Genomic DNA, 3842 nt, shown 5'->3' on the forward strand with positions numbered 1-3842 from the left:
TTTTTATTGCCTGCGATTTGCTGGCCCGGGAAACCTGATGCCCCCGGGAAGCAGGACCGGCCTGTTCGCCGGCAAGGCCGACCCCTACAGGAGGCGGCCTTGCCGGTGGCTTGGCTATTTACCGAGCGGGATCTTCGGCGCCCATAGCAGCCACTCATCCTCGGCCTTGTCGAACAGGGCGAAGGTCTGCTGCGCCAATGCTGCATTACCCATCCTGTCGCCGTCTGGCGTAGCGAAAGCGATACCCCCCTCGATCAACGTCTCCAGCGACTCCGTGCGCACCGTGGCGCCCTTGAACAGGCCGATATCGAAGCCGAACCCGCTACTGTTCCAGAAGCGGCTGCCACCGCGCACCAGTGACGCATAGCGCGGCTCGATCAGGATGTGGATCAGCACGCGGTCTGCAGTCTGCCCCAACTCGTACCCGGTCACCTTGCCCACCGCAATCTCGCGATAGGTCACCGGCACGCCGACCTTGATCGACCCGCGCCGCGCCGCACTGAGCACCAGCGACAGACCGGCCTCGCGCGCGGTCAGGTCCGGCGGCTCGGGCAAGGCCACGAAGCTGCGCTGCGGCCCGAGGCTCTTGGCGGCCGGCTGCACTTCCAGGTATTGCCCGGTGACCAGCGTTTCGAGGTTGGCGGTCTTGACGATACCCAGCGCCGGCTTCACTACCCAGAACTGGGTACCGACCCGCGCGATACGCTCCGGCACTTCGGTGATCTGCGCCTTGAGCATCACCGACTGCAGGTCGTCAGCCAGGTCCACCGCTTCGACCTTGCCGATGTCCAGCCCCTTGAAGCGAATCGGCGTACCGACCTTGAGCCCGTCTGCACGATCAACCTTGATGGTGATGCTGGTGCCCTTGCGATCGGCCGCCTCCTGATTCTCCAATAGGCGGAAGGTGGGGATACGCCGCTTCAGTGGCACGTCCGGCTTGGGCGTATCGAAGGCGATACCACCAGCCATCAGGCTTTGCAGCGACTCACTCTTGATCTGGATGCCGGACAAGCCGCCCGTGAGGGTGATACCGCTGGCATTCCAGAAACGCGTCGAGCCATTGACCAGGTTGGCGTACTCCGGCTCGATATGTACACCGATCAGCAGACGCTTCTGCTTTCTGGAGAATTGATAGCTCTGCACGCTACCGACCTTGACCTGCCGGTAGAGGATCGGGCTACCCACCTCGAGCGATCCTAGGTTGTCGCTGAACAGCACCAGGTGCAGGCCTGGCGCCTTGAGGTCCAGCGGCGGCGCCTTGGCCCTGGCTTCGAACTCACGCTGCGCAGTAGCCCCCTTGTCACCCGGCCGGATGGCAATGTAGTTGCCCTTGACCAGTGCCTCGAGGCCGGTAATGCCCGCCAGCGAAATCGACGGCTTGACCACCCAGAACTGGGTACCCTCCACCAGATAGTCTTCGGCCAGCGGGTCCAGGGTCAGCTCGGCCATGGCACTGGCGAGGTCCGCATCCACCTTGAGGGTCTTGAGCGAACCGACCTGTATGCCTTTGTACATGACCGGCGTACGCCCGGCCTGCAGCCCTTCGAAGTCACTCAGTTTGACCTTGACGCGGATACCCGCAGCAGCTGCGTCGAAGTCTTCGAACAAACGGAACGGCAGCGCCGGATCGGTTGGCGGGCTGTCGTTGCGATGCTCGGGGGTGGCGAACGCGATACCGCCAGCAACGATACTGGCCAGCGACTCGCTGCGTACCTTTACACCCGACAGGTTGGCGTCGATGCTGACCCCGCTGGCATTCCAGAAACGTGTGTGCTTGCGCACCAGCGTTGCATAGGCTGGCTCGATGAAGACCTTGATCTCGACGGTGCCCTGGTCCTCGGAGAGGCGATAGCTCTTAACGCGCCCCACCTGGATCTGCTTGTAGAACACCGGGCTGTCGCGATTGAGCGAGCCCAGTCGGTCTGCCTTGAGGGTCAGGTGCAGGCCTGGCACGCTGTCGGACAGCGGCGGCGGCTCTTTCAAGGCCTTGAAACGCTTGGCCGGCTCACCATCGCCAGGGCTGACGGCAATGTAGTTGCCCGATACCAGCGTCTCCAGGCCGGTGATGCCTGCCAGGCTGACGCTCGGCTTGACCAGCCAGAAGCGCGTGTTCTTGCGCAGGTGCCCCTCGGCGACCTGGTTCATCTCGATGGTGGCAATCACACCTTTGTTGCTGCCCTTGTCATCGAGCACCAGGCTTGTAACCTTGCCCACCGGCATGCCCTTGAAGACCACTTCGGTCTTGTTGGCCACGATGCCCTCGCCGCTTTCAAAGCGCACTTCGATATTCACACCCGCGTCACGGTAGGCCTGCCACCCCAGCCAACCGCCGATCACCAGGGCAATCAAGGGCAGTATCCAGATAGCCGACCAGTTGGAGGCTGGGCGGGTTTTAGCCGTAGGCAAATCACTCATGGTCGTCATCCGACTCCGTATTATCCCAAATCAGTCGGGGATCGAAAGTTACTGCAGCAAGCATCGTCAGGATCACCACACTGGCAAAGGCGACGGCGCCCAGATTGGCTTCGACACTGGCAATTCGGCCGAAATTCACCACCGCCACCAGAATGGCGATGACAAAGATATCCAGCATCGACCAGCGCCCTATGAACTCGATGAAACGGTACATCACAATGCGTTGGCGCGCAGACAGGGGCTGGTGACGCTGCACTGAGTAGAGCAACAGGGCAATGCCTACCAGCTTGAAAGTCGGCACCAGGATGCTGGCAACAAAGACCACTGCCGCAATCGGCAGCATGCCATGCTGCATCAGGGTGATGACCCCGGACATGATGGTGTCCGGGCTACCCTTGCCCAGCGTACTGACGGTCATGATCGGCAGCACGTTGGCCGGGATATACAAGATGGCGGCGGTAATCAGCAGTGCCCAGGTGCGTGCCAGGCTGTTGGGCCGACGCGCATGGACGATAGCCCCGCAGCGCGTGCAGGCCTGGCCGGCGGTGCCCGCCTCCTGGCGGTTGAGCTCATGGCATTCGGTGCAAATCAGTATTCCTGCGTCAATCGCCCGCATGTACATCTTCCCCTGACAAGGCGACCCAGATCTGGTGGGGCGACATCACCACCTCCAGCCAGACCTGAACCAGCAATAGGCTGACAAAACATAACAGGCCAAGACCAAGGCTGAGCTCGGCCATGTCGACCAGCTTGACGATGGCCACCAGCACGCCCATCAGGTACACCTCGAGCATGCCCCAATCGCGCAGGTGGTGATAAATACGGTAAAGCAGCAGCCCGTAACTGCGCCCGATGTTCAGGCGTATGGTCAACAACACTGCCAGCTGACACAGCAGCTTGAGCAGCGGGATGGCCATGCTACACAGAAACACCACCACCGCCACACCGCCCATACCACTGCCATACAGGCCCAGCACACCGCTCCACACCGTATCGTCGGCGCTCTGCCCCAGTAGATGGAGCTGCATGATGGGTAGAAAGTTCGCCGGCACATACAGCAGCAAGGCCGCCAGAACCAGTGCAAGGCTGCGATCGACTACATTGTGCCGGTGGGCATACAGCTCGTAGCCACAGCGAGGGCACTGCGCCTTTTCATCCGTCTTGAGGTCAGGTTTGCGCATCAGCAGGTCACATTCGTGGCAAGCCACCAGTTGATCCAGTGGCAAGCCTGCGAGCGGATCGCGATCGTCAGGGTTAGGCATAGAAGGATTCTGAGTAAAAACGTCGGGCTCTATTCTAGTGTTGTTGCTCCAAATGTGGGAGCACAACCGACTGCGCCGGCCGCTCGAATTTCGAACCCCAAAGACAAAACCCCTACCTGCAGATGCAGATAGGGGTTTCGGAATATAATCTTGACGATGACCTAC

The 3842-nt window shown here is 61.0% G+C and carries 3 protein-coding genes; all 3 read right to left on the reverse strand.

Features of this window, described 5'->3' with window-relative positions; translation table 11 throughout:
• Positions 1–114: 114 nt before the first annotated feature.
• From KUO17_RS21835 to KUO17_RS21845, 3 genes are read right to left on the reverse strand one after another with little or no spacing between them, the layout of a single operon-like run.
• On the reverse strand, positions 115–2415 hold the full coding sequence (locus KUO17_RS21835) for a PqiB family protein (RefSeq protein ID WP_217977629.1): 2301 nt from the start codon (positions 2413–2415) through the stop codon (positions 115–117).
• A complete protein-coding gene (locus KUO17_RS21840) occupies positions 2408–3031 on the reverse strand; it encodes a paraquat-inducible protein A (protein ID WP_217977630.1) in 624 nt (207 codons plus the stop codon). Before KUO17_RS21840 ends, KUO17_RS21835 begins: the two co-directional genes overlap by 8 nt.
• Complete coding sequence (locus KUO17_RS21845) at positions 3018–3677, reverse strand: paraquat-inducible protein A (RefSeq protein ID WP_217977631.1); 660 nt, start codon at positions 3675–3677, stop codon at positions 3018–3020. The genes KUO17_RS21840 and KUO17_RS21845 overlap by 14 nt, the downstream gene beginning before the upstream one ends.
• Positions 3678–3842: the final 165 nt, after the last annotated feature.

The sequence above is a fragment of the Pseudomonas aegrilactucae genome (assembly GCF_019168305.1).
Classification (GTDB): domain Bacteria; phylum Pseudomonadota; class Gammaproteobacteria; order Pseudomonadales; family Pseudomonadaceae; genus Aquipseudomonas; species Aquipseudomonas aegrilactucae.

Bases quoted from the DNA above. Each gene is read 5' to 3' on its own strand.
- KUO17_RS21835 (WP_217977629.1), bottom strand. From the start codon at position 2,415: ATGAGTGATTTGCCTACGGCTAAAACCCGCCCAGCCTCCAACTGGTCG.
- KUO17_RS21840 (WP_217977630.1), bottom strand. From the start codon at position 3,031: ATGCGGGCGATTGACGCAGGAATACTGATTTGCACCGAATGCCATGAG.
- KUO17_RS21845 (WP_217977631.1), bottom strand. From the start codon at position 3,677: ATGCCTAACCCTGACGATCGCGATCCGCTCGCAGGCTTGCCACTGGAT.